A 23,519-nucleotide genomic window follows, 5' to 3' on the forward strand; every position below is an offset into this window, starting at 1 on the left:
CCGAACGCCTCCGGGGAGACCGGGAGACGCGCTGCGGTGGACCGAGCCGGGAAAACCCGGCCCACCGCGACCGCACGAGCGGCACCGCGAGGCGGCGGGCCGAATGCGCCGCGCTCACAGGCCCTGTCGAGCGACCCTGCTTAAGAGAGTGACGACGGGCCGGATCATGACGCGGGTTTCGGAAAAAAGTGCGGCGGGGAGGTTCCCGTCCTCCCCGCCGCGCGACGGAGAGGGCTTACCCAGCCTCTCCCTCGGCCGGTCGCTGACCAGATCGGGTCTGGTTCATCGCTTCCGGAGCCTTGGCCGGCGACGCAGCAGGAGCAGTCCGGCTCCGGCGATGAGCGCGGCCAGCGCGGTCATCGCCCAGGCCAGCGAACCGAGCAGGTCGCTTCCGGTGCTCGCCAGCCCGTGCACGGCCGGGTCGGTCACCGTGGCGCACGCCGTCGCACCGTCGCCGCACCGCTCGTCGCCGGTGGACGGATCCCACGGGCCGTTCGGCGTCTCGACGCTGGCGCGGTTGGTGGTGTCCTGCGGCGCGATGAGCTTCGCGGCCAGTGTGATGGTCGCCTTGTCGCCTGCGGCGATGCCCGGGATCACCCAGTGCAGCTCGCCGTCGGTCGCCTTCGCGGCCGCGGGATTGGCGCCGAGCACCTGGATTCCGGCGGGCAGGTGGTCGGTGACGGCCACATCCTTCGCGTCGATCTGTCCGTCGTTGGTGACGGTGATCGTGTAGACGATCGTGTCGCCGACTGCCGCCGTCGACCGGTCGGCGGTCTTCGCGATCCGCAGGTGTCCGACGTCGAAGCGGTTGGTCACGGTGACCGTCGCCGCGGCGCCTGCCGCGATCGTCACCGTGCCGTCGGCCGGGTCCATCGTGGTGGCGGTCGCAAGCCCGGCGTCGGTCTCCTCGATGGCGCAGGATGCGCCCGCGATCAGGCCATCGATCGATGCGGAGTAGCCGTTCGCCTTCGACAGGACCACCGTGCCGTCGGTGCCGAGGTCGATCGGGGTGACCACCCCGTCCACCTCGTAGGTGCAGGTGACCTGCATGGTGAACGGGCCGGCGCCGAACGAGGCCACGCCGTCGCCGATCCGCTTCTTGTCGATGACGAGGGAGCCGGTGTCGAACGTGTTCGCGATCGTCACCTCGGCCGGTGCCCCCGCCGGGACGGTGACGCCGCTGCTCGGTGCGATGGACACGGCGGTCGCCCCACCGGTCGCGGTCTCGGTCACGTCGCAGTGCGCGCGCTGGATGAGGCCGGTCACCGTGGCCGTGTAGCCGTTCGCGTCGTCGAGGGTGACGAGTCCGGCGTTGGGCAGCGGGATGGTGAGCGTCTGGCCGTCCTTCTGCCAGGTGCAGATGAGCTGCGCCGTGAACGGACCGGCACCGTAGCGGGCCACGCCGTCGCCGACGCGCTGCTTGACGATCGTCACGCTGCCCGCGGAGAACGTGTTGGTCACGCTCACGGTGACCGTCGGCACGGAGCCGTCGGTCGCACCCGGGATGGTGACGGTCGGGGTGTCCACAGTGCTTCCGGTCGCGCCGCCGTCGGTCGTCTCCACCACCGAGCACTCGGTGCCCGCCGGGTAGACGCCCGGCACGGTGAGGGTCTGGCCGCCCACGATGGAGAGGTCGCCGTCGAACAGCGTCTGGTCGCCCGCGTAGACGCAGGTGACGTGGATGGTGAAGGGCCCGTCACCGTATCCCGCCGCCGCGTCGCCGTCGACGATCTTGGTGATCGCGAGGGTGCCGGCAGCGTAGTGGTTGGTGATGTCGGCGGTCGTCGTCTGCGGTCCGGTGCCGAGCAGCACGGTCGCCTGCGTCCCGTCGGTCGCCGGCGCTCCGTCGACCGAGACGGCGACGTGGTTCGGCGAGGCCGCCGCACCATCCGCATCCGTCTCCGTCACGACGCAGCTGGACCGCGCCGGGAGACCGCTGATCGTGTGCGACCCGCCGTCCTGGAGGGTGAACGCGGCGTCCCCGGCGGCGAGCGGGATGCTCTGGCCGAGCGGTGCCGTGCAGACCACGCTCACGCCGAACGGCCCGAAGGCGCCGGCCGTCGCCGCGGTGTCCACGTGCTTCGTCACGGTCAGGTCGGTCGTCCCGTAGTCGTTGACGATGGAGATCTTCTGGGCGTCCGGCACGGGCGCCGTCGCGTCGGCTGCTGCGATCGTGACGGAACCGGGCGTGACGGTCCGGCTCGCCTCGCCGTAGGAGCCGTCCGCGCCGTGCTCCACCACCGCGCACTGGGCGCCGGTCGGGATGCCGTCGATCCGCGCGGTGTACTGGTTCGCCGCGCTCAGCGTCACCGTGGCATTCGCCGCGAGACCGACGGCGACGCCGCCGATGGTGCAGCTGACATCCGCCTGGAAGCTGGTCGGCGCGTACTGCGCCGCCGCTCCGGTGACGGTCTTGGTGATCTGCAGCGGACCGCCGGTGAGGATGACGCCCGCCTTGATCGGCTCCTGGGGTCCGGCCGGCTGCGAGCCCGTGACATACGTCGGGTAGAAGCCGAACGAGTTCCAGGCGCGGACGGCGGTCACCGGTGCGGTCACCGGCGCGCGGTGGTCGCCGGCGGCGACGGTCGGCACGTTCGTGCTCGTGTAGGTGACCTTCACGGCGGCGCCGGCCGCGAGGGTGCCGGATGCGGTGCCGCTGAAGTCGAAGACCATCTTGACACCCGTCACATCCGCCGCCTGGATGGTCGAGCCGACCTGGCTCGACGGAACCCACGCGCCGGCGGGGCAGGAGGAGCCCGGCGTGATGTCGGCGGCGCACGGCTTGGCGGCGGTGGTCACGTACCAGGTCATCACCGCACCCGCGGCGTCACCGGTCGGCTGGAAGGTCAGGTCGCCGAGGAACTTCGGCGTGTACACGGAACCGCGGGCCGACGAGTCGACCACGCCGGTGTCGCCGGGGTACGGGAAGACGTCGACCGCGGTCAGCGTCTTGGCCGCGACGTTTCCGCCGTTGACCATCTCGAGCTTCCAGTCGTCGGTCGCGCCGATCGCGCTGACCGCGGCGCACGGGTACCGGTAGTAGCCGTCTGCGTCGGCGGTGCAGGGAAGGGCCGGGTTGACGACGTTCTGCGCGAGTCCGGTGGACGACTTGACGCCCTTGGACGCGGTGAACGATCCCTGCGACAGCGTCGTCACGACGTTGCTGGTCGAGCAGGTGTTGCCGACGAAGGTCACGGCTCGCCCGTTGCCCGGGTTGAGGGCCGTGCAGTCCGCGCTGGTGAGCTGGCGGTCGGTGGACACGCCGAAGGTGTTCACGGCCGTCTTCGCCGGGGCGAGTCCCGGCTTGATCTGCAGACCGATGGTGATGCTGTAGGTCTCGCCGGGCGCGAGCTGGGAGCCCGCCGGCCAGGTGAACCGGATGGTGCCGGTGGCGGCGTCGTAGGTGCGCGTGATCACGGCGCCGTCGACGGGCAGCGTTCCGCCGGTGGTGGTGCTGAAGGTCGGGACGTTGGTCGGCACGTAGAGGAGCGACCCGTCGGCCGGCAGGGTGTCCGTCACCACCGGGTTCGCGAGGCTGCCGGTTCCGCTGTTCTTGAACCGCAGGGTCCAGTTCACCTCGCGTCCGGAGGCCGCCTGACCCGGGCTGGTCTTCTCGACCTGGAGCTTCGCGGTGCCCGGGTCGACCGTGAAGGTCGCGCTGGCGTTCGCCTGGGTGGCGTGCACGTCGTTGTAGGCCGCGTCGGCGGTGACCGTATCGGAGATCGTGCCCGCAGCGGTCTCACCCGGCATGGGCTGAGCCACGACCGTCGAGGTCACGGGACCGCTGCCGTCACGCAGGGTCGTCCGGAGCGACACGTTGAGCCGGACATCGTCCTTGTCCTCCGAGGCGGAGAAGGCGGCGCCGTCGGCACGCGTGTAGGTGTACCGCAGGCCGGTCACATCCGCGGCGGCGACGCCGGCGGGGAGGGCCGCAGAACCGATCGCGGTCGGCGTTCCCGACTGCCACTGGGCGTTCGCGCCCTGACCCGTGCGTGCATCCACCTGGACGCGGTCGGCGCCGGTCGGCGTGTTGGGCAGCGTGAACGACTTCAGGGTGAAGGCGTTCCAGAAGCTGTCATCCGCATCCTCGATGACGAGGACCTTGGGCGACAGGGTCCCGGTCGACCGGGCACGCAGGTTGACCTGGATGGGGTCGACGGGGTTCGCCTGCAGGGTGCTGGTCGGGTTGAACGTCTTGCCGGTCGTGACCTGGAGGTTGCCGTTCTGGAGCGTCACCGTGACGCCCTGCTCGTCGGCGGCCTGCACGGCCGGGTAGACGTCGTCGTGGAGCGTGGCGTGCGCGTTGTTGACGATGGTGCTGGGCACGGGAGCCGTCCCGCCGGTGCGGGTCGTCTTGCGCAGCTGCGCCGTCAGCGTCAGGCCCACCTTCTGCAGCGGGGCGATCGTGCCGCCGGTGCCGTCGCTTCCCTTGGCGTTGGTGCCGCGGAGGAGCGCGCTGACCGCGACGACGTCGCTGAGGTCCGCCGGGGTCTTCGCCATGGCCTGCGCCAGCGTGACCGTCTCGGTCGTCGTGCTGCCGTCGGCGGCCAGGTGGAGCAGGGAGACGCTGCTGGCGTTCGTCTGGACGCCCGACGCCTGACTCAGGTCGACCACGATCTTCGTCAGGTTCAGCTGCTCGAACGGGTTGGCCGCGGCGTCGTACGGCGCGAACACGCACGGGTCGGAGGTGGCGGCGTTCACGCACTCGGTCGGGTCGGAGAGCCGCAGCTGCCAGGTGTTGCTGGTGGACGTGTTGGTCGCCGTCGTCGTGTACGTCGTGCTGGGGTAGGCGGAGGCCGGGACATCGGGCTGCGGGATGACGAGCGTCTGCGGAGAGGCCGTCTTCGTGACCTTGGTGGTGAACGTCGGGTCGATGATCGTGACGTGGTCGTTCGCGTCCCGGCTGACCGGTGCGCCGCTGAACGGCTGCGCGCCGACCCGCACGGTGTTGTCGACCGCCCCCGGCGAACCGGCGAGGTTGTACGTGCGCGTGCCGGTCACCCAGTCGGTGGCGGCGCCGCCCCGGACGGCGTTGCGGATGGCGAGGTCGAGGTGCACGGCGCGGCCGCCCGGCTGGGCGCTCGCGCTCACCGCGGCGACGCCGCTGCCGACCGCGGGGGCGGTCGGGTCGCCGGTGGACTGGATGCGCGCGGCGCGGTTCGGGCTCTCGATCACGGTCAGGCGCACGCCCTGGGTGCTCGCACGCTCCGCCGCGGTGAGGGTGTAACCGGGGAACACACCGTCACAGGCGTTGGCCGTCGGGCAGGCGGCGGAGGTGATGTCGTTCCACTGCGTCCCATCGAACAGCTCGACCTTAAGGACCTTGTCCCAGCGGATCTGCGGGTCGAGCGTCGCACCTGCGGTCGAGGTGGGCGTGATCGCGTCGATGCGGACCAGGTCGAACGCCTGGAAGACGCTGCCCTCGATCGGGCTCGGCACGGCCGGATCCTGGATGGTCATCGACTGCATCCCGCTCACCTGGCTGCCCCAGCCGAGCGTCACGCCGGTGGTGGCGCCGGACTGCGCCTGGACGACCTTGGTGCCGTCCCAGCTCTTCGCGGCGAGCAGCGGGCCGGGGCCGCCCTGCGTCGCCTGCACGCCGACCGTGGCGCAGTCGGCGACGGGCTGGCTGGTGATGCCGGAGCCGGCGACGGTGCCTGACGCCTGACTGACCGCGCAGTTCTGGTACGGGGTGATGGTCGGGTAGGTGCCGGGGTTGGTGGGGCCGCTGCCGTCGCGGAGCTGGCCGCGGGCGGTGAAGGTGATGGCCGGCTTGACGTTGGTCGCCTGGCCGAAGCCGTCGGCGTCCGTGAAGGTGAAGCGCAGGCCGCGGACGTCGGAGTGCGTCGTCCCGTTCGGCAGCACGCTGTCGAGCGTCGTCGAGTACGTCTTGGAGGCGGCGGTCGCGTCCACGACGGTCAGCGTCTTCCACGTCGTGCCGTCTGTCGTGTATTCGATGGTCAGCTTGGAGCCGGACGGCACACCGGTCGGAGCGATCGCGGTGGCGTCGAAGGCGTTCCAGTAGGGCGCGCTCGCGGTGTCCTGCGGCTCGGTGATCACGATCGTGTCCGGGCGGACGGAGCTCGTGCCGGTCGGCGTCTGTGCCGAGAGCTGGACGAGGCTCGTCCCTCCCGGGATCACGGTGCTGGGCGTGATGGTCTTGTCGAGGGTCAGTTTGACCTCGGGGAAGTACACGTCGAGGTTGGCGTTCGCGGTGTCGGTCGCGGTTCCGGCCGGGTTGGCGCCCTCGACCGTCGCGGCGTTCGGGTAGGTGACGAAACCGGAGCCGGCGGGTCCCGCGTCCGTCGTCGTGTTGACGGTGAAGGGGATGCTGGCGGTGGCGCCCGGGGCGATCGAACCGGTGTAGACGATCTGGAAGCCGGTCAGGTACTGCCCGCCGCTGAGCGTGGGTGCGCCGGGCAGACCGGACGCCTGGTCGACCGTCGAGTCGGCGGGCGCCGTCCCGGAGTTGACGAACCAGTGGACGATGGCGCCGGTCGCGCCCTGCGGCCACGCGGCCGCGGAGGTGAAGCCGCCGAAGGTGACCTTGTTCGTGAAGAAGGTGCCGGAGCCCGGCTCGGTCACCGTCAGGCTGGTGAGCGGGCCGGTCGAGGTGTTCTTGGCGATGACCGTGGCGACGGACGAGTCGCCCGCGGGGATCTGCGGGTCGACGAACGACTTGTCGGCCGACACCGAGACGGTGAGCGGGGCGACGATCTGCTGGGCGGACGCGAGGGGCGCCTGGCCGTCTCCATTCGGGGTGCTGACGGTCGCGCCGACCTGGTTGGTGCGGGTTCCTCCGGTCACCAGGCTCGCGCCTCCGGTGCGGCCGGTCGCGCGCTGCACCAGGGTGAGGGCGACCGATCCGGCGGCGCCGCCGGCGTCGATGGTGTCACCGGTGCTCGACGAGAACACGAAGCGGAGGCCGGTCACGTCACCCGGCTGCACGCCGGACGGCAGCTGCGGCGTGGCGCCGACCGGTCCGTCGACGGGGCCGCCCGCGGTGAGCGCGATGACCTGGACCTGGTCGGCTCCGGCGGGGAACGTCACGGCACCGAAGCCCGCGAGGTCGTAGAACTCGAAGGTGCTGCCGGCCGCGGCGGGGTCTGCCGGCTCGGCGATCGTCAAGCTCGTGGCGGGGATGTTGGAGGTGTTGGCCACGGTCAGTGCCACCTGCGAGGTCTCGCCCGGGTTGTACTGGGTCGAACCGGGCGTCCAGGTCTTGGACACGGACGCGGTGATGACGTCCGGGACGTGCACCGTCACCGGCACGGAGCCGCTGACGGTCGACGCGTTCGTCGCGGTGAAGGTCGCGTTGTTGGTCAGCTGCGTGCCGTCGAGGGACTTGTCCACGTTCTGCGGCATGGTGACCTGGATCTGCACCGACCCGGTCGTGCCCGCGGCGAGACCCGTGCTCGCCGGGACGGTGTTCGGGACGCTGTCTGCGAACGCGACCGTGATCGTGTTGCCGTCGACCGTCGTGGTGGCGCTGCCCGCACCGACGACGGTCGGCTTGCCCACGATCTGCAGCGGCGCCGGGACGGGGTCCGTCAGCACCGCGTTGACGCATCCCGTCGTCGTGGACGAGCAGCCGTAGTTGATCGTGTAGAGGAAGCTCTGCCCGGGGGTGACCTCCGTGACGTTCGCCGTCTTGGAGAGGTTGAGCACACCGGAGCCCAGGTCGTCGGCGTTGGCCGCTGGCGCTCCGACGGCCACCGCGCCGATCAGCGCGAGGACGATGCCCGCGGCGACGCTGGCCGGGGCGCGGAGCGTACGGCGGCGGGCGTGGGCACCGCGAGCAGGCAGGAACAACGAACGGAGTCGGGTAAGCAAGACGTAGTCCTTCGGGCAGAACAGTCGGAGATCGCGAAGGTGCGGGAACACGCGACGCGTCGGGTACAGCCGGAGTCTTTCCGAATCGCGGAGGCAGGTGAGCGTTTTTCACCCCGGGTTCACCCCGGTAGAGGGCCGTTTTCCCCCGTACTGGGGGCAGAACGGGCGGGTCAGCGGGTCAGCGCAGGACGAGCACAGCCGCGGTGACCACCCACAGGACGGCGACGAACACCGTGTCCCGCAGCCGCCACTGCGGTGGGGTGCGTTCGGTGCGGCGCGGGTGGGCGCCGAACGCGCGGGACTCCATGGTGAGCGCGACCCGGTCGGCGTGACGGATGCTGGAGGCGAGGAGCGGCACCACCATCGCGGAGGCGCGGCGCGCGGCGGCGATGGGCCCGCGGCCGGGGGCTACGCCGCGCACCCGCATCGCGCGACGGATCGCGGCGAGCTCGGAGGCGAAGAGCGGTACGAACCGGTAGGCCGCGACGGCGGTGTACGCGAACCGGTACGGAACGCGCAGCTGCGCGGTGAGGGCGCGGGCGAGGTCGGGTCCGCTCGTCGTGAGGCCGCCGACGAGCGCCAGCGCGAGGATCGCGGCGATTCGCAGCGCAGTCGTCAGACCGACGAGCAGCGCGCCGGTCGTGAACTGGTACGAACCCGCCGCGGACAGGACGGTCGGGTCGGCGGTTGTGGTCGGTTCCGCCCACAGGCCGAAGCCGATCGCCGTCACGAGGACGCCGGCCGGGATCCCGACGAGGAGCAGTACGAATGCGCGCGGCGAGAGGCGGGCGCCGGCCAGGAGGAGGACGACAGCCGCGATGAGGAGCACGAGCGGCACGAGCGCATCCCGGGTGACGAGCAGCCCGATCCACGCGGGGACGACCGCGGCGACCTTCGCGAGCGGGTTCAGGCGCGCGAGGAACCCGGGTGGGCGCTCCGCGAGATGCGGTGCGGTGGCGGTCGCGGTCATCGGGCGCCAGGGAGGTCGGCGAGCCGGGTGAGGCCGCGCAGTGGCTCGGGCACCGAGGGGTCCGCGAGGGCGCGCGCCAGGGCGGGCTGGCGGAGTCCGTGCGACTCGAGCAGCGCAGGGTCGCCGAGGATGCGGGCCGTCTCGCCCACGGCGGGCAGCCGGCCGCCCGCGACGATCGCCACGTGGGAGGCGTACTCGGCGATCAGCCCGAGGTCGTGCGTCACGGCGATCACGGTGGTGCCGCCGCGGTTGAGCTCGGCGAGGAGGTCGAGCAGCTCGGTCGCGCGGGCGCGGTCCTGGCCGAACGTCGGCTCGTCGAGCACCAGCACCGGCGCTCCCTCGATGAGCGCCGTGCCCACCGAGAGTCGACGCTTCTGCCCGCCGGAGAGGAGGAAGGGATGCGCGGAGCGGTAGTCGGCGAGTCCCAGGACGGCGAGCATCGCATCCACGCGCTCCGCGATCTCGGCCGCGGGCAGGCGTCGCTGCCGCAGCCCGAACGCCAGCTCGTCCTCGACGCTGTGCGTGACGAACTGGTGCTCGGGGTTCTGGAAGACGAACCCGACGGTCTCGCGCAGCGCACGGACGGATGCCCGCGCCGGGTCGAGCCCGAGCACGTCGATGACCGAGCGGGGGGCGCGCGCGACTCCGGCGATCGCCTGCACGAGCGTGGTCTTGCCGGCGCCGTTCGGCCCGACGACCGCGAGGAACTCCCCGCGCCCGACGCGCAGCGACACATCCTCCAGCACGGTCCGCCGCCCGCGCTGCACCGTGAGCCCGTCGACGCGAACCGCCGCCGCCGCGTGCTCCTCCCGCTCGCGCTCCTCGCCCTCGGTGGTCTCCGCCCACCGTCGAGTACGCACACTTTGCACACGATCAGGCTCCGGAGCGTGCAAAGTTTGCGTACTCGACGGTGGGTGGGAGAGGGCTTGGGTGAGGTCGGAGGGAGTGAGGGGCAGGGGATCGAGGGGGATGCCGGCGGCGCGCAGACGCAGAGCCGCGGTTGTCGCCGTGGGCAGCCAGACGCCGAGCTGGTTCAGCTCCTCGGCGCGATCGCGGATCAGCTCGCGCGCCGGACCGTACGCGAACGGACGGCCCGCCGCGTCGAGCACCAGGACGGTGTCGGCGATCGGAAGCGCCAGGTCCAGGTCGTGCTCGATCAGCACCACCGACCGCGTCGATCCCGTGCCCGTCAGTCGCCGGAGAAGCCGGTAGACCTCCTCGGCGCCGACGGGGTCGAGATTGGAGGTCGGCTCGTCCAGGACGAGCAGCGGGGCGTCGAGCGCCAACGCGCACGCGATCGCCAGCCGCTGACGTCCCCCGCCGGAGAGCGTGTCGGGGTCGTCGTCCCGGCGCTCCCACAGGCCGACGGACCGGAGCGCCGACTCGGCCCGGGCTTCGACCTCGGGGACCGGGACCAGACGGTTCTCCGGCCCGAAGCGCACCTCGTCGAGGACCGTGCGCGCGACGAGCTGCGCATCCGGATCCTGGAACACCATGCCGGTGTGCTCGCTCAGCTCGGCGACCGTCGCATCCCGCGTCAGCACACCGCCGACCCGGACCGTCCCCTCGAGGTCGGCGGGGACGGCGTGCGGCACCAGCCCGTTCAAGGTCAGCGCGAACGTGGACTTGCCGCATCCACTCGGTCCGAGGACGAGCAGCACCTCACCCGGTGCGACGGTGACGTCGATGCCGTCGGGGGTCCAGCCGGCGGCTCCGTCGTGTCGCACACGCACGCCGTGCGCCCCGGCGGCGGGGATGGATGCGGGGGTGGATGCGGGGGCGTCGGATGCGGACGGAACGGCGTCCACGGACCTCCGATCGCCCACGGACACCCCTCCTCTCGCCGACCTCGTCCACGCTACGGCACGCGTCGGGACGGCGCGAAGAAATCGGAAGCGGAGTTACGACGGGTCGCATCCGGCTTCATCGCCTCCGTTTCTGCCGCAGCGCCCGCGCGTCGGCCGGGTTCTCCTCCGTTCCGGTGCGTTGTGGAAAGGGAGGAGATCGAGTGCGACGCGCCGCAGAACAGCGGGAAACGGAGGCGGCTAGCAGCGGATGCGGCCGAATCTCCTCCGTTTCGGCAGCGGCGGGCAGGCAGGCGGGCAGGCGGCCGGCCGCGAACGCTACGCCCGCGCCTCCTGCACGTCGCGGGTCTTCAGGGTCCAGTACGTGGTGACGGGATGCGTCCCCAGCACGATCTTGCCGCGCGAGTGCAGGTTCTGCAGGTCGTCGAAGGCGTACTTGACGTCGGAGAGCGGATAGAACCCCGAGATCAGCAGCGTGAACGCACGTTCCTCGGCCAGCTGCGCCAGCCGGCCGAGCTGTGCGGTGCCGTGCGCCATCGTCTCCGGGTCGTCCTGCAGCAGCCGCAGCTCGGTGTCGCGGCGGTCCTCGCTCGACCGGTACCGCGACGGCGGGACGCCGAGCGACTCTGCGAGGGCGCGGCCGTCCTGCCCGAAGTTGTCGATCAGGGCCGTGACTCCGCCGGGCGCCTCGGCGCGGATGCGCTCTTCGATCGCCTCGCCGTATCGCACCGGCCGGATGCCGAGCTGGCGCAGGTAGTCGAAGTTGCGGTCACCGCAGGTGCCGATGACCCGGGCGCCGCGATGCTTCGCCAGCTGCGCCTCGATGCTGCCGACGCCACCCGCCGCTGCGGACACCACGACGGTGTCGTCGGGTCCGATGCGGAGGTCGTCGAGGGTGTCCAGGGCGGTCACGCCGGCGAGGTAGAGGCCGCCGGCGACCTCCCACGGCACGTGCGGCGGTTTCGGCACCAGCGCACCCACCGGGACCACGACGTGCTCCGCGTGAGCGCCTGCCCGGACGTGCCCGATGACCGGTGCCCCCTTCCGGAAGCGCCCGCCGGCGTCCCCGGTCACGACGATCCCCGCGAAGTCGCTTCCCGAGCCGCGCGGGAACGGCTCGTCCGCCCACGCCTCCTCACGGCCGGCGCGGATGAACGCCTCGATGTGGTTGATCCCCGTCGCGATCACCTCGACGAGCACCTCGTCCGCACTCGGATTCGGCAGGGGCCGGCTCCGCTTCTCGAGGACGTCCACATCCCCATTGCCGTCGTACTCGAAGACCACCGTCTCCCCGGGCTTCTTCGCCATGGGATGCTCCTTCTGCCGTCGGCCGGGCCGGCCGTGGCGTCAGGATATACCTAGCTTGGCTAGAAACTCTACAATCTACGGTTCGCTGCCAGGAAACGGGCCGCTGACGACCGCTGACGACCCCTGTCAGAACGACGCCGCGTGCTCGAAGTGCAGCTCCAAGGGCTCGACCGGCACATCGAGGTTCGCCCCACCACGGTAGCGAGTGCCGATGTGACGCGACGGGAGCCGGGAGTTCCCGGCGCCGAACAGCCGCTCGCGCAGCGTCCCCGACGTGGTGCCCTCCTCCGGCAGCCGGCCGCGGCGACGCAGCTCCGGGACCACCAACTCGGCGAAGTCGCGCGCCGTGTCGAAGGAGTGGTACTGCCGGAGGTTGATGCCGTCGAGGCCGTCCTCGTCCAGCCAGCGCTCGATCTCATCCGCAACGGTCTTCGGGTCGCCGACGACGAGGAACCGCTCGTCGCGGCCCACCTTAATGAAATCGAGCGCCTGACCGACCGTGGTGTCGAGCGGCAGGTACGGCACCTTCTCGGCCGGGAAATCGGCTCGGGCGAGCGCCTCCCGCACGGTGATGTCACGCGGGAACGCCGTCAGGTCGACCGGCAGGCTGCTGTGCGCGAGGATGCCGTCGAGGCTCGCGCGCTCGCGGTACAGGCGCCACTTGTCCTCCGCCTCCTCCTGCGTCCGGCCGACGATGACGCCGGCCATCGCGATGAAGCGGATGTCGTCGCGCTCGCGCCCGTGCCGCACGGCCGCCTCGCGCATCCCGTCGGCGTTGCGCCGGAACTCCTCGCTCGTGCGCCCGCCGGTGAACACCACCTCGGCGTGCCGGCCGGCGAACTCGATGCCCGCGGGCGACCCGGTCGCCTGGAACAGCGTCGGCGTCCGCTGGATCGACGGATGGACGATGTGCGGCCCGGCGACGCGGAAGCGCTTTCCGACGTGGTCGATGTACCGCACCTTCGACGGGTCGGTGAACACCCCGGCCGCGCGGTCGGCGACGACCGCGTCGTCATCCCACGAGCCCTCCCACAGCTTGTAGAGCACGTCGAGGTACTCGTCGGCGTAGCGGTACCGCTCGTCGTGCGGAACCTCGCCGTCGAGGCCGAAGTTGCGGGCGGCGTTGGGCAGGTACGACGTGACGATGTTCCAGCCGATGCGCCCCTTGGTGAGGTGGTCGAGCGTCGACATGCGGCGGGCGAAGGCGAACGGCGGCTCGTACGTGGTCGAGAACGTGACGCCGAATCCGAGCCGCTCGGTCACCGCGGCCATCGCCGGGACGAGCAGCAGCGGATCGAGGTTCGGGCTCTGCAGCCCCTCCCGCAGCGCCGTCTCCGGGCCGCCGCGGAACACGTCGTACGCTCCGATCACGTCGGCGAGGAAGATGCCGTCGAAGCCGCCGTGCTCGAGCAGCTGCGCCAGCTCCAGCCAGTAGTCGAGGTCGGCGAAGCGCTCCCGGTTGTTGCCGGGGAGCGTCCACAGGCCGTGCGTGATGTGACTCACGCAGGCCATCTCGAAGAGGTTGACGAAGAGCTGCTTGGGCTCGCTCATGCGGCGGTCTCGCTTTCAGGGGTGGTGGCGGCTCGCGCGGCCGGATCGAACTCCGGGATGGCGGCGATCAGGGCACGAGTGTACGGGTGCGCGGGCCGTTCGAAGACATCATCCGGCGAGCCCTCCTCCACCACCACCCCGTCCTTCATGACGAGGACGCGGTCGCTGAGGTGACTGATGACGCCGAGGTCGTGCGAGATGAACAGATACGCGACGCCCGACTCGCGCTGCAGCTCCGCGAGGAGGTCGAGGATCTGCGCCTGGATGGTGACGTCGAGCGCCGAGACGGCCTCGTCCAGCACGATGACATCCGGACGTGGTGCGAGCGCGCGGGCGATGGCGACGCGCTGTCGCTGGCCGCCCGAGAGCTTGAGCGGGAACCGCGGGAGGACGTTCGCGGGAAGGCCGACCTGCTGCAGCAGTTCGAGCACCCGCGCGCGCCGCTCCTCTGCCGACGCGAACCGCACGGAGCGCAACGCGTCGAGCAGGATGCGCTCGACGTTCCAGCGCGGATCGAACGAGCTCAGCGGGTCCTGGTACACGACGGCGATGCGACTCCGGAGACCCCGCCGCCGGCTCTCGGCTAGCGGCGCCCAGGGCTGTCCGAGCAGCCGAACGGTGCCGCCGTCGAGGGCCTCCAGTCCGAGGGCCAGACGCGCGGTGGTGCTCTTGCCCGAACCGGACTCGCCCACGATGCCGAGCGTCTCCCCGGCGCGCAGCGAGAAGGAGACGCGGTCGACGGCCGTGGTGACCGTGCCGTCGGAGGTGTGGAAGCGCTTCACCAGATCGGTCGCCTCCAGCACGACGGCGCCGGCCGGCGGCTTGGTCGGCACCGCGGCAGCACCCGGGGTGAGGGCGTGCCCGCGGGTCGCCTCGCCCGGAACCGCGGCGATCAGAGCGCGCGTGTACTCGTGCGCCGGCGCTCCGAGCACCTGGCCGGCCGGCCCCTGCTCCAGCACGTCGCCGCCCCGCATCACGAGGATGTGGTCGGCGAGCCGGGCGACCACCGAGAGGTCGTGGCTGATCAGGATCACGGAGGCGCCGCGCTCCTTCATCAGCTCGAGCTGATCGAGCACCTGCGCCTGCACGGTCACGTCGAGCGCGGTGGTGGGCTCGTCCGCGATCACGATGTCCGGATCGAGGGCGATGGCGGAGGCGATCAGAGCGCGCTGCCGCAGGCCGCCGGAGAGCTGGTCGGGGCGCTGCTTCGCGCGGACGGCCGGGAACGGCACGCCCACGCGCGTCAGCAGGTCGAGCACGCGCTCCCGGCGCGCCCGGCGCCCGCCCCAGCCGTGCAGGCGGAGCGCCTCGTCGATCTCACGTCCGACCGGGCGCAGCGGGTCGAGCGACACCAGCGCATCCTGCAGCACGAAGCCGATGTCGCGGCCGCGGATGCGCTTCCACTCGCGCGGGCCGAACCCGCGGACGTCCTCGTGGTGGATGGTCAGCTCGTCCGCCTCGACCACCGCCGAGCGGCCCGCGAGGCCGACCAGCGAGCGGGCCGTGACCGACTTGCCCGAGCCGGACTCACCGACGATCGCGACGCACTCCCCGGGCCGCAGGTCGAAGCTCACGCCGTGGACGACCGGACGCAGCGCGCCGTCGACACGGAACGCCGTGCGGAGGTTGCGCACCCGCAGCCGGGTCGCCGGCCAGTCCAGTTCCTCGACGATGGCGTCGGTCTCCGCGGCCTCCGTGGTCTCCGTCGCCTCCGCGGCCTCCGTACTGATGCTCACGACCGCTCTCCCTTCTCCAGGCGTGCCTGGATGTGCCGTCCGATGGTCGTCGCGGCGAGCGCCACGGCGACGATCACGAGTCCGGGGATGACGACGAGCCACCACGCCGTCGTCAGGTACTGGCGCCCCGCATCCAGCAGGGCACCCCATTCCGAGGCGGGCGGCGCGACGCCGAGACCGAGGAACGAGAGGCTCGACGCCCACACGATCGACTGTCCGATCGACAGGGCGAACACCGCCACCAGGGGCCGCAAGGCGTTCGGAAGGATGTGCGCGCGCAGGATGCGCCACCGCGAGTGCCCGAGCGCGGTCGCCGCCTCGACATACCCGGAGTTGCGCGCTCCGAGGATCTGCCCGCGGATCATCCGCGCGTACCCGGGGGCGGTTCCGATGCCCACCGCGAAGACCTGCGTCGCGGCGCTCGGGCCGGCGATCGCGATCAGCAGCAGGGCGAGGAGCAGGGCCGGGAATGCGAAGAGGATCTCCACGAACCGGTCGATCACGACCGCCACCGGCTTAACCCCGAGGGCGGCGAGCGTGCCGAGCACGAGTGCGAGACCCACACTGACGGCCGCGGCTCCGAGCCCGATGGTCAGCGAGTCACGGGCGCCCCAGACCACGCGGGTGTAGAGGTCGCGGCCGGACTCGTCCGTGCCGAAGGGATGCGCGAGGCTCGGCTGCTGCAGCGCCGCCTGGTAGTCGATCGCCGTCGGGAGATGCGTCGTCAGCGCCTGCGGCGCGATCACGGCGACCAGCAGGAGCACGGCGAAGGCGACCGCGAGCACCAGCCCCCACGGCACGCGACCGAGACGGGTGGCGAGCGTCGGGCGGACCGCCGCGGCGGCGGGGGACGGAGGCGTTCCGAGCGCGGTCATGTCAGCTCCAGGCGGGGGTCGATGACGGTGTAGACGACGTCCACGATGAGGTTCGCGGCCACATACACGACGGCCACCAGAGTGACGATGCCGGTGACCACCGGGAGGTCCTGCGCGTTGACCGCGCCGACCAGCACCGAGCCGATGCCCGGGCGCGAGAAGATCGACTCCACGATCACGGCACCGGAGAGGGTCGCCCCCAGCGCCCAGCCGGAGAGCGTCACGGCCGGGATGACCGCGTGCCGGAGCACGTGCCGCAGCCGGATGCCCCACTCGCCCATGCCGCGCATCCGCGCCGACAGCACGAACGGCTGATCGAGCGACCGCTCGAACTCGGTGCGCACGCTCTGAGCCATGAACCCGGCGAGCGGGATGGCCAGGGTCAGCGCCGGCAGCACGATCCCGGCGGGCGAAGATCCGCTGATGATCGGGAACCAGTGCAGTCCGAGGCCGAAGACCAGGAGCAGGATGATGCCGAGCCAGTAGGCGGGAAGCCCGGCGGTCACCACATCCACCGTCGACCCGAAGCCCGCCAGCCGCGGCCCGCGACCAGCCGTCAGCGTGACCCAGACGACCATGATCAGCCACGCGAACGCGATGGCCGTCAACGAGAGGGTCAGCGTGCTGCCGAGCTGCTCGCCGATCACCGCGGTGACCGGCCGGTACTGCTGGTACGAGGTGCCGAAGTCGCCCGACACCAGCCCGCGGAGGTAGTCGAGGTACTGCACGATCACCGGCTTGGTCAGCCCGTACTGCTGGTTGATCTGCGCCAGCTCCTCCGGGGTGCGCGCCTGCGCCTGACCGGCCCGGATGTTGAGGATGGTCGTCGCGCGGTCGCCGGGCAGCGCCAGCTGGGCGAAGAACGCGACGGTGGCCGCACCCCACAGCACCACGACGGCGGCGCCGATCTTGCGCAGCAGCGTGATCGCGACCGCGCGACCCCGGCGGGGCCGGATCGCTTTCTGCGCGATCGGCCCCTGCGCGGCTCCCGACGGAGTGGCGGCGGTCAGCTCACTTGACGAAGTAGGCGTCATAGAACGTCGGTCCTCCCTGTGCGTTCTCCTGCCACACCCCGCGCAGCTTCGGAGCGACCGCGAGCGTGCTCAGCCGGTCGTAGACGCCGATGGACAGCGCGTGCTCGGCGATGTAGTCCTGCGCCTTCTCGTAGGCGGCGTTCTGCGCCTCCACGGTCGGGGCCGAGTTGCCGTCGAGGATGTACTGCTCGAGCGTCGGGTCGTTGTAGAACGCGGCGTTGGAGTAGTTGGGGTGGTCCGGGGTCGACGGGCGCCAGTTGATGTAGAGGATGCCGGCGGTGACGGCCGTCCAGTAGCCGGCGGCCAGGTCGTGCGTGTCCGGTCCGGCGTATTTGCCCGAGAAGAACTCGCTCTGCGGAACCGGCACGAGCTTCACGTCGAAGCCGACCTTCGCGGCCTGCTCCTTGACGCCCTGCAGGATGGCCGCGCCGTCCGCGTTGATGATCGAGCCTGCGCCGTAGGGCAGCGAGACGGTCAGCTTCGTGCCGTCCTTCGCGCGGACGCCCGTGCTTCCCTGGCGCGTCCACCCGGCCGCGTCGAGCAGCGCATCCGCCTTCTTCAGGTCTCGGCTGTACCAGTCGGCCGCCTTCTCGCTGTAGCCGGGCGTCGTCTGGCTGACGCCGCCGTTGCCCTCGAACGGGATGACTCCCCGGCCGATGGTGTCGACGATCTGCTTGCGGTCGAGGCTGTAGGCGAACGCCTGGCGGACCTTCTCGTCGGTGAACGGACCCTGCTGTGTGTTGAACGAGATCTGCTGCGGACGGCCCCGCGTCACGTACTTCTCCAGCTGGTAGCCGCCGGACTTCAGCGTGCTCCACTGGACGGCCGGGACGTCGTAGATGGCGTCCACCTGGCCGCCCTGCAGCGCGGCGACGCGGGTGGTCGGGTCGGCCACGAACTTCCAGTCGATCTCGTCGACGTAGGCGGCTCCGGTGTGCTTCGCGTTGGCCGGAGGCGACGTGTAGTCCTTGTTCTTCTTCAGGATGATGTCCTGGCCGCGGTTCCACTTGTCGACGACGAACGCCCCGGAGCCGATCGGCGCCTCGCAGTTCTGCTCCTTGCTGCGGGTTTCGAGCGCGTGCTGCGACTGGATGCCGAAGTAGCCCTGCGACAGGTTGTCGGCCAGGCGCGGGTACGGCCGGGAGAGGTCGATCTGGAGGGTGGTGTCGTCGACGGCCTTCGCATCCTTGTAGTAGCCGTCGAGCCAGACCTGCGCGGTGCTGTTGCCGCCCTTCAGCCAGTAGTCGAAGTTGTAGGCGACGGCCGCGGCGGTGAGCGGCGTCCCGTCGGTGAACTTCACGTCCTTCTTCAGGTCGAAGGTCCAGGTCAGTCCGTCGTCGGACTGCTTCCAGGAGGTCGCGAGCCACGGGACCACCTTGTGGTCCTCATCCAGCGACGTCAGGTTGTCGAGCACCTGGTAGGAGAGGTACGCCTGCTCGATCCAGCCGCCGAACACGCAGGCCGGTTCCTGCTGGTGGGCGTACACGATCGTTCCGCCGTCGACCTTGGTGCCGCCGCCGGATGCGGCGTCGGAGCCGGAGGCGCAGGCGGACAGCGCCAGCGCGCCGGTCAGGACGACGGCTGCGGCGCCGAGGGAACGGGTGGGACGGGAACGCATGAGGACTCCTCTGGCATCGGGGATGCGCATCAGAATGCGGGAGTCCGCAAGCGGCGTCGATGCTGCGTGTCCTTCTGTTTCGCTCCCGTCACATCCCGTCACGCAGGCTTCCGCGCCGCGCCCGGCGGCGCTATGCGCTCAGTGCGACAGCAGCGACTTGAGCACGATGACGACCACGCCGAACAGCCCGGTCACCACCGCCCCCACCAGGCACACCCACACTCCGCGGCCCCGGACACGGAAGACCAGGAACCCGAGCAGGGCGAGGAGCAGGACGCACAGCCACAGCGCCAGGAAGACGCCGACGTCGGCCGGAAGGATGCGCAGCGAGGCGAGGAGCAGCGGGACGCTCGGGATGACCGCGGCCTCCAGCATCCCGCTCGACTCGAACAGCGCGTGCCGCAGCGAGTCGAGCATCCGGTCGCCCAGGCGGTCGGCGTCGCCGTGGAACCCGAGCGCGTCGGAGTACACGTGCGCCATCCAGAACACGACGATGCTGACCAGGCTGAACACGAGGATCTGCACGGCCGAGCCGCTGTCCTCGTTGTCGACCGAGGTCGCCGCGATCACGCTGGCGTAGACGATCGTCCCGTAGATCGCCGCGGGTGTTCCCCAGTGCCGCCACAGCGCGCGGTGGACCCGGACGCCGTCGTGCTCGTCGACGGGCGGGTTGAGGTCCATGGATCCCATGGCACCCATTGTGTCCGACGGAGGGTGCCGCGCGCCTCTGTCAATCCCTGGCCGCGCCGTGCGCCCGGTGATCGAGTGGGACCATGGCACCAACAGGAGGCACGGCAATGCTGGCGAGCTTCGAGGGGATCCCTGTGGACCCGGCCCTGGAGATCATCCCGCTGACCGACACATCGTGGCGCGTCACCGACACCCGCGTCGCACCGACCGATCCCGGCGGCCTGCTCGCGTACGTCGAGCACGACGACACGGGATTCACCGTGCTCGTGCTGCGTCCCGGCTTCACCGAGAGCGCGCGGACAGAGAGCCTCGCGTCGGCCCTCTCACTCATCGGCTCGCGGCTGGCGGGCGCGGCGCGGGCGTGAGGCCGCGCGCGGACGGTCAGATTCCTCCGCTGAGCGAGCACGCCCGGAGCTCGCCGTCGGCCGAGACCACGATGCCGTCCGGCAGGTCGTATCCCGGAGGCGCGTAGATGACGCCGCCGCCGATCGTGCGTCCCCGCGGCTGGAGGCCGGTCAGCGCCTCCGGCCCGACGTCGTCCCTCCGCGGGTTGTCGCCGCACGTGAAGTCGCGATGGTCGTATTGGACCCGGGTCGGGATGGCGCGCGGCCACCAGTCGGCGGTTGCGTCATGGACCTGCACGAAGAACGTCGCGACTCCCACGAGCACGGCGCAGCAGATGACCCCGATCGCCAGGACGGCCCAGCGCCTCCGGCCCTGTGGTTCTCTCACCTGCCCTTTCCCTGCCTGACCTGACGCACCCAGGGCGAGAGGACGTTCTGTCCGGGCTTCGGGGTGTCGATGAAGCCGTTCAGGTTCACCTCGAACTCGTCGCCGTCGGGCAGCCCCGCTCGCACCCAGGTTCCGCCCGAACACGCGGCGCCGGAGCGTTCCGGCGTGCCGTCGGTGTACGCCAGGCAGATGCCGAATTGGCCGGTGCCGCGGAGAAGGTAGATGTCCCAGCCGTCGGCCGTGCCCTGGTAGCGGGAGGTGGACATGTCGCCGCCCTGGACCTCCGGGATGAGGTCGGTCGGGATGCGATCCTCCGCCGTTCGCTTCCCGTCGAACGGCGTCGGCGGGAACACGCACCCGCTCAATCCCGCCGCGACCACCGCCGCCATCACCGTCGCGAACACCCACCGCCGCATCGCATACCCCCCGAACGGCACGCTAGCAGCAGCCCGCCCTGCGGCCCAGAGCCGGCGGCCCGGCCGCAGAAACGGAGGCGATCGGGCCCGGTACCTGCCCTGGACACCTCCGTTCCTCGTCGGCGCGCGGGCACATCCTGCTTTTCTCCTCCCTTTGCGACGCGGCGGTGCGCCGGGCTGCCCTATGCGGAAAGGGAGGTGATCCGGCGCGACGCGCCGCGGATCGGACACGAAGGGAGGGGGTCGCGGACCGGAGGTGCGAGATGTCCTCCGTTTGCGCGGGCGGGCGGCCGCCGCGACCCGACCCTGGCCCGGCCGCGCGGGCGCGGCTACCGTGGCGGGCATGAGCCCGTCGAAGAAGTCCGAGACGTTCCTCGAGGTGGAGGGGCAGGAGGTGCGCATCTCGAGCCCCGACAAGGTCGTCTTCCCCGAGCCCGGGCTGACCAAGCTCGACCTCGCGCGCTACTACGTCGCGGTGGCGGACGGCGCGCTGCGCGGCGCCGGCGGCCGCCCGATGGTGCTGAAGCGCTTCGTGAAGGGGCTGACGCAGGAGCCGTTCTTCCAGAAGCGAGTGCCGGAGACTACATCGACACGGCCACGCTGCACTACGCCAGCGGCACGTCGGCGGAGGAGGCGGTGGTCCGGGATGCGGCCGGGCTCGCCTGGGTGTCCAACCTCGGCTGCCTCGACCTCAACCCGCATGCGGTCCGCGCGGAGGACCTCGACCATCCCGACGAGCTGCGCGTGGACCTCGACCCGATGCCGGGTGTCGACTGGTCGCAGATCGTGGACGTCGCGTTCGTCGCCCGCGAGGTGCTCGACGATCACGGACTGGTCGGCTGGCCGAAGACGAGCGGATCGCGCGGCCTGCACATCCTGGTCCGCATCGCGCCCGAGTGGGGGTTCGCCGACGTGCGGCTGGCGGCGGAGACGCTGGCCCGCGAGGTCGAGAACCGCGCGCCCGGCCTAGCCACCGCCCGGTGGTGGAAGGAGGAGCGCGGCGAGAGCGTGTTCGTCGACTTCAACCAGAACGCGAAAGACCGCACGGTGGCATCGGCCTACTCCATCCGGCCGTTGCCCGACGCCCGCGTGTCGACCCCGCTCGACTGGGACGAGGTGCGCGAGCGGCGCCCGGAGGAGTTCACCGTCCGGACCGTGCTCGACCGCTTCGCCGAGCGCGGCGACCCGCACGAGGGCATCGACGACGCCGTCGGTTCGCTGGACGCGCTGCTCGCGCTCGCGAAGAAGCTGGGGCCGGCCGAGAAGCCGCCGCGCAGCGGGGACGGCGCCGGGCGCCGCGTCTCGCAGATGCCCCTCATCGAGGTCGCCCGCACGAAGACGAAGCCCGAGGCGGTGGATGCGCTCGAGCAGTGGAAGACCGCCCACCCGGACGTCGCGGCGCAGCTGCACCCGGCGGACGAACTGGTCGACGGGATGCGCGGCTCCAGCTCGCTCTGGTACCGCGTCCGGGTGAACCTGCAGCACGTTCCCGAGCCCGATCGCCCGGAGCAGGAGCCGCTGATCGCCGACTACGACCCGTGGGCCGGGCGGCAGTGGCCCGGCCGGGAGTAGCCCGGCCGGGAGTAGCCGTCGCGAGTACGCCCGCTCAGGCCGGCGCGATCACGGGCAGGAGCTGACCCGCGATCACATCGTCGAAGTCGGCTCCGACTACGCCGATGAGCGGAGCGGTGAACATCGCGGAAAGCGCGTGGGAGGCCGCACCCGGCGCGCCCACCGGGGTCACCGATACGCCGTCGCCGCGGTCGGTCACCGCGAGCGGCACGAAGCGCACCGCCCCGGCTGACCCGGCCCAGCCGGACGAGACGACCTCCGCGCCCGACGCATCCGTCGCCGTCCTCCCCGCGAGGCGGTCGAGCACCGGCCGTACGAACGCCTCGAACGAGACGAAGGCGGCGGTGGGCGTTCCGGGGAGGGCGAGCCACGGCACGCCGCCCCAGCTGCCGTGCGCCTGGGGGCGGCCGGGTCGCATTGCGACGCGGCCGAGCATCCCGCCCGGTGATGCCGCGGCGAGGCGGCCGAGCAGGTCGTGGGTTCCCGCGCCGAGGCCGCCGGTCGAGACGATCACGTCGGCGTCCTGCGAGGCGGCGTCGAGGGCCGCCCGCAGGGCCGCCTCCGTGTCACCGGCACGGTGCACACCCGTCACCTCGCACCCCAGTGAGCGGGCCGCGGCGGTGAGGTAGACGCCGTTCGAATCGGGGATGACGCAGGCGGCGGCATCCCGCTCGTCACCGAACGGTCGGCCGGCTCCCGCCAGTTCGTCGCCGCTGGAGACCACCGCGACGCGCGGACGCCGGTGCACAAGAACCGTGCTGTGCCCCGTCGCCGCGAGCAGCGCGAGCGCACGAGCGGTGAGCGGGGTGCCCGCGGGCAGCAGCGACGCCCCGGCCGCGACGTCCTCCCCCGCCCGCCGGATGTTCGATTTGGCGGGCGGCCACAAAGTCACCGTCGCGTCGCCCGTGAACCGGCCGGCGACGGTGAGCTCGATCGGGACGACGAGGTCCGCCCCGGCGGGCAGAGGCGCGCCGGTCATCACGCGCACGGCCTCCCCCGGCCGGATCGGGACCGGACGGTGGTCCCCGGCCCGGGCTCCCTCGGCGACGGTCAATGTCACGGGGTTCGCCGCGCTCGCCCCAGCGAGGTCGGCCGCCCGCACGGCGAATCCGTCCATCGCGGAGTTGTCGAACAGCGGGACCGGGAGTCGGGCGGCCAGATCACGGGCCGTCACGCGGCCGACCGCGTCGACGACCGCGACCTCTTCCGCAGGCAGAGGCCGCACCGGCTCGAGCACGGCGGCGCGGTATTCGTCGACGGTCAGCGCGGTCGCATCCATCTCCACCTCCCGGGGATCTGTCACACACGCTAGGCGGGCGCGATGACGGCCTCGTTGCCCCCGCGCACTCGCCCCGTTACGTTCCCCTCACAGCACCGGG

At 71.6% G+C, this 23,519-nt stretch carries 14 protein-coding genes and 1 pseudogene; 2 read left to right on the forward strand and 13 right to left on the reverse strand.

Annotated features, from left to right (window positions below; all coding sequences use genetic code 11):
- Positions 1–282: 282 nt before the first annotated feature.
- From J2Y42_RS02825 to J2Y42_RS02870, 10 genes are all read right to left on the reverse strand, one after another.
- On the reverse strand, positions 283–7,833 hold the full coding sequence (locus tag J2Y42_RS02825) for a DUF5979 domain-containing protein (protein ID WP_309854839.1): 7,551 nt from the start codon (positions 7,831–7,833) through the stop codon (positions 283–285).
- Between the two features lie 178 nt (positions 7,834–8,011).
- Positions 8,012–8,803 (reverse strand): energy-coupling factor transporter transmembrane component T, encoded by a 792-nt coding sequence (locus J2Y42_RS02830; protein WP_309854841.1) that lies wholly within the window; start codon positions 8,801–8,803, stop codon positions 8,012–8,014.
- Positions 8,800–10,629 carry an ABC transporter ATP-binding protein gene (locus J2Y42_RS02835; RefSeq protein ID WP_309854843.1) on the reverse strand — a complete coding sequence of 610 codons (1,830 nt, stop codon included), beginning with the start codon at positions 10,627–10,629 and terminating at the stop codon, positions 8,800–8,802. The genes J2Y42_RS02830 and J2Y42_RS02835 overlap by 4 nt, the downstream gene beginning before the upstream one ends.
- 297 nt (positions 10,630–10,926) lie before the next feature.
- Positions 10,927–11,916 (reverse strand): NADP-dependent oxidoreductase, encoded by a 990-nt coding sequence (locus J2Y42_RS02840; protein ID WP_309854845.1) that lies wholly within the window; start codon positions 11,914–11,916, stop codon positions 10,927–10,929.
- Positions 11,917–12,042: 126 nt separating this feature from the next.
- On the reverse strand, positions 12,043–13,467 hold the full coding sequence (locus tag J2Y42_RS02845) for an LLM class flavin-dependent oxidoreductase (RefSeq protein WP_309854848.1): 1,425 nt from the start codon (positions 13,465–13,467) through the stop codon (positions 12,043–12,045).
- The gene (locus tag J2Y42_RS02850; RefSeq protein ID WP_309854851.1) at positions 13,464–15,203 is read right to left on the reverse strand and encodes an ABC transporter ATP-binding protein; all 1,740 of its coding nucleotides are present in this window, start codon (positions 15,201–15,203) and stop codon (positions 13,464–13,466) included. The genes J2Y42_RS02845 and J2Y42_RS02850 overlap by 4 nt, the downstream gene beginning before the upstream one ends.
- A complete protein-coding gene (locus tag J2Y42_RS02855; RefSeq protein ID WP_309854853.1) occupies positions 15,200–16,078 on the reverse strand; it encodes an ABC transporter permease in 879 nt (292 codons plus the stop codon). The genes J2Y42_RS02850 and J2Y42_RS02855 overlap by 4 nt, the downstream gene beginning before the upstream one ends.
- Positions 16,075–17,112, reverse strand: a complete 1,038-nt coding sequence (locus tag J2Y42_RS02860) for an ABC transporter permease (RefSeq protein WP_309854855.1) — start codon at positions 17,110–17,112, stop codon at positions 16,075–16,077. The genes J2Y42_RS02855 and J2Y42_RS02860 overlap by 4 nt, the downstream gene beginning before the upstream one ends.
- Entirely contained in the window at positions 17,090–18,730 is a 1,641-nt protein-coding gene (locus J2Y42_RS02865) for an ABC transporter substrate-binding protein (RefSeq protein WP_309854857.1), read from the reverse strand. The genes J2Y42_RS02860 and J2Y42_RS02865 overlap by 23 nt, the downstream gene beginning before the upstream one ends.
- Positions 18,731–18,868: 138 nt before the next feature.
- The gene (locus tag J2Y42_RS02870; protein ID WP_309854859.1) at positions 18,869–19,420 is read right to left on the reverse strand and encodes a hypothetical protein; all 552 of its coding nucleotides are present in this window, start codon (positions 19,418–19,420) and stop codon (positions 18,869–18,871) included.
- An 83-nt stretch (positions 19,421–19,503) separates the two neighbouring features.
- Here J2Y42_RS02870 and J2Y42_RS02875 point away from each other — a divergent pair, with 83 nt between their 5' ends.
- Positions 19,504–19,785 (forward strand): hypothetical protein, encoded by a 282-nt coding sequence (locus J2Y42_RS02875; RefSeq protein ID WP_309854861.1) that lies wholly within the window; start codon positions 19,504–19,506, stop codon positions 19,783–19,785.
- A gap of 16 nt (positions 19,786–19,801) precedes the next feature.
- On the opposite strand, the gene J2Y42_RS02880 is transcribed toward J2Y42_RS02875, so the two are convergent.
- Both J2Y42_RS02880 and J2Y42_RS02885 read right to left on the reverse strand, forming a co-directional pair.
- The gene (locus tag J2Y42_RS02880) at positions 19,802–20,152 is read right to left on the reverse strand and encodes a hypothetical protein (RefSeq protein WP_309854863.1); all 351 of its coding nucleotides are present in this window, start codon (positions 20,150–20,152) and stop codon (positions 19,802–19,804) included.
- Positions 20,149–20,568 (reverse strand): hypothetical protein, encoded by a 420-nt coding sequence (locus tag J2Y42_RS02885; RefSeq protein WP_309854865.1) that lies wholly within the window; start codon positions 20,566–20,568, stop codon positions 20,149–20,151. Before J2Y42_RS02885 ends, J2Y42_RS02880 begins: the two co-directional genes overlap by 4 nt.
- Positions 20,569–20,911: 343 nt before the next feature.
- On the opposite strand from J2Y42_RS02885, the pseudogene J2Y42_RS02890 reads away from it, so the two are divergent.
- Positions 20,912–22,140 (forward strand): annotated as a pseudogene (locus tag J2Y42_RS02890) (DNA polymerase domain-containing protein).
- A 34-nt stretch (positions 22,141–22,174) separates the two neighbouring features.
- Here the strand turns inward: J2Y42_RS02890 and glp are convergent.
- Entirely contained in the window at positions 22,175–23,443 is a 1,269-nt protein-coding gene (gene glp, locus J2Y42_RS02895) for a gephyrin-like molybdotransferase Glp (protein WP_309854867.1), read from the reverse strand.
- Positions 23,444–23,519: the final 76 nt, after the last annotated feature.

It is taken from the genome of Leifsonia sp. 1010 (assembly GCF_031455295.1).
In the GTDB taxonomy this organism is placed as follows: Bacteria; Actinomycetota; Actinomycetes; order Actinomycetales; family Microbacteriaceae; genus Leifsonia.

Bases quoted from the DNA above. Each gene is read 5' to 3' on its own strand.
- J2Y42_RS02830 (WP_309854841.1), bottom strand. From the start codon at position 8,803: ATGACCGCGACCGCCACCGCACCGCATCTCGCGGAGCGCCCACCCGGG.
- J2Y42_RS02840 (WP_309854845.1), bottom strand. From the start codon at position 11,916: ATGGCGAAGAAGCCCGGGGAGACGGTGGTCTTCGAGTACGACGGCAAT.
- J2Y42_RS02845 (WP_309854848.1), bottom strand. From the start codon at position 13,467: ATGAGCGAGCCCAAGCAGCTCTTCGTCAACCTCTTCGAGATGGCCTGC.
- J2Y42_RS02855 (WP_309854853.1), bottom strand. From the start codon at position 16,078: ATGACCGCGCTCGGAACGCCTCCGTCCCCCGCCGCCGCGGCGGTCCGC.
- J2Y42_RS02860 (WP_309854855.1), bottom strand. From the start codon at position 17,112: ATGACGCCTACTTCGTCAAGTGAGCTGACCGCCGCCACTCCGTCGGGA.
- J2Y42_RS02865 (WP_309854857.1), bottom strand. From the start codon at position 18,730: ATGCGTTCCCGTCCCACCCGTTCCCTCGGCGCCGCAGCCGTCGTCCTG.
- J2Y42_RS02870 (WP_309854859.1), bottom strand. From the start codon at position 19,420: ATGGGATCCATGGACCTCAACCCGCCCGTCGACGAGCACGACGGCGTC.
- J2Y42_RS02875 (WP_309854861.1), top strand. From the start codon at position 19,504: ATGGCACCAACAGGAGGCACGGCAATGCTGGCGAGCTTCGAGGGGATC.
- J2Y42_RS02885 (WP_309854865.1), bottom strand. From the start codon at position 20,568: ATGCGGCGGTGGGTGTTCGCGACGGTGATGGCGGCGGTGGTCGCGGCG.